The sequence below is a fragment of the Streptomyces sp. NPDC056347 genome (assembly GCF_042262625.1).
Taxonomy (GTDB): Bacteria; Actinomycetota; Actinomycetes; order Streptomycetales; family Streptomycetaceae; genus Streptomyces.
In genome coordinates, this window is the sequence record NZ_JBHJQP010000341.1 from 1 (window position 1) to 1344 (window position 1344).

Annotated in this window: 1 protein-coding gene and 1 pseudogene; one reads left to right on the plus strand and one right to left on the minus strand. The window is 65.4% G+C overall.

Features of this window, described 5'->3' with window-relative positions; genetic code table 11:
• Positions 1-407 precede the first annotated feature (407 nt).
• Positions 408-965, minus strand: a complete 558-nt coding sequence (locus tag ACFCV8_RS36050) for a MarR family winged helix-turn-helix transcriptional regulator (protein ID WP_376689782.1) — start codon at positions 963-965, stop codon at positions 408-410.
• A 155-nt stretch (positions 966-1120) separates the two neighbouring features.
• Here ACFCV8_RS36050 and ACFCV8_RS36055 point away from each other — a divergent pair.
• Positions 1121-1344, plus strand: a pseudogene (locus ACFCV8_RS36055) (MFS transporter); the annotation flags it as partial.

Sequence of the window (1344 nt, forward strand, 5' to 3'; positions counted from 1 at the left end):
AGTGCCGATTCCCAGTCGAAGTGGGTTTCGCTTTCCAGTTCCTCGCTTTCGCGATTCCCTTTCCGGCGAGTCCGACTCTATCAGATCCTTTCGGGCCTGACTCCCAGTCAGCGGGGTTTGTCTTCCCGGCTCTCGGGCCGTTCCGACGCTCAAACTCTAGCGGATTCTCTCGGCGACTCATAATCGAGTCTTCGAAATCAATTTCGGCATGCCGAAATTGCTCCCAATGGGAGATCCTGCTGAGTTTTGGTTGCCGCGTTCGCGGCGGGATCGGCTGTCGCAGAACCGTTCCGGCTCTGTGACAACTCGAAGAACCTTACGGACCGGTCGGGGGCGTGTCAAGCCGCCAGGTCAAGCCCTTTTCCCAGGTGCTGGACAGGGCGCCGAGCGCAGCACCGTTCACCGGGTCAGTCCAGGTCGGTGAGGCGGCCGCCGGCGTCCGGCTGGGCGTGCTCCACCCTGCGCAGCAGGCGGATCAGCATGTCGCCGAGGACCCCGCGTTCCTCACCGGTGAGGTCCTGGAGCAGGTCCTCCTCGAAGTCGGTGGCCATGCGCATCGCCTCCAGCCACTTCGTGCGGCCCTCGTCGGTCAGCTCGACGATCACGCGGACCCGGTTGGTCTCGTCCCGGTCCCGGGTGACAAGGCCCTCGCCTGCCATGCGGTCGATGCGGTGGGTCATCGCCGCCGGGGTGAGGCCGAGGCGCTTGGCCAGCTCGCCCGGTCCCAGCCGGTACGGGGAACCGGACAGGACCAGCGTCTTGAGGACCTCCCACTCGGCGTTGCTGATGCCGAGGGCGGCGAGCTGGCGTCCGTACGCCACGTTCATGCGGCGGTTCAGTCGGCCCAGGGCCGAGACGACCTGCTCGACCTGGGGGTCCAGGTCGCGGAACTCGCGCTGGTAGGCGGCGATCTGCTCGTCGAGGCCCGGTTCTTGCGGCCCGGGCTGCTCGGTGGTGTCAGGCATGGCGGGCAGTATGGCACGCCCTCCAAAGCCTTCGAAGTCCTTCGACCTATATTGTTGAGGTTCTAACTTTAGTGCTAAAGTCTTCGGGTTCGAGTCGTTCGGATGACTCGGCATGTCGTTCCGAGACCTTGAGGTAGGTGAGTGTGACCAGGGAGATGGGTGCAGCACTGCGGCGGATCCAGCTGGGCAGCGCGCTGAGCGCGTTCGGGCTGGGGTTCACCGTTCCGTATCTGTACGTCTATGTGGCACAGGTACGTGATCTTGGTGCTGGCACCGCGGGAGTCGTGCTGGCGGTCTTCGCCATGGCGGCGCTGGCCGTGCTGCCCTTCACCGGGCGGACCATCGACCGGCGCGGGCCGCTGCCCGTGCTCGTCGTCGC

What these genes read in the sequence shown, in the direction of transcription:
- ACFCV8_RS36050 (WP_376689782.1), bottom strand. Translation starts at nt 965, where the DNA reads ATGCCTGACACCACCGAGCAGCCCGGGCCGCAAGAACCGGGCCTCGAC.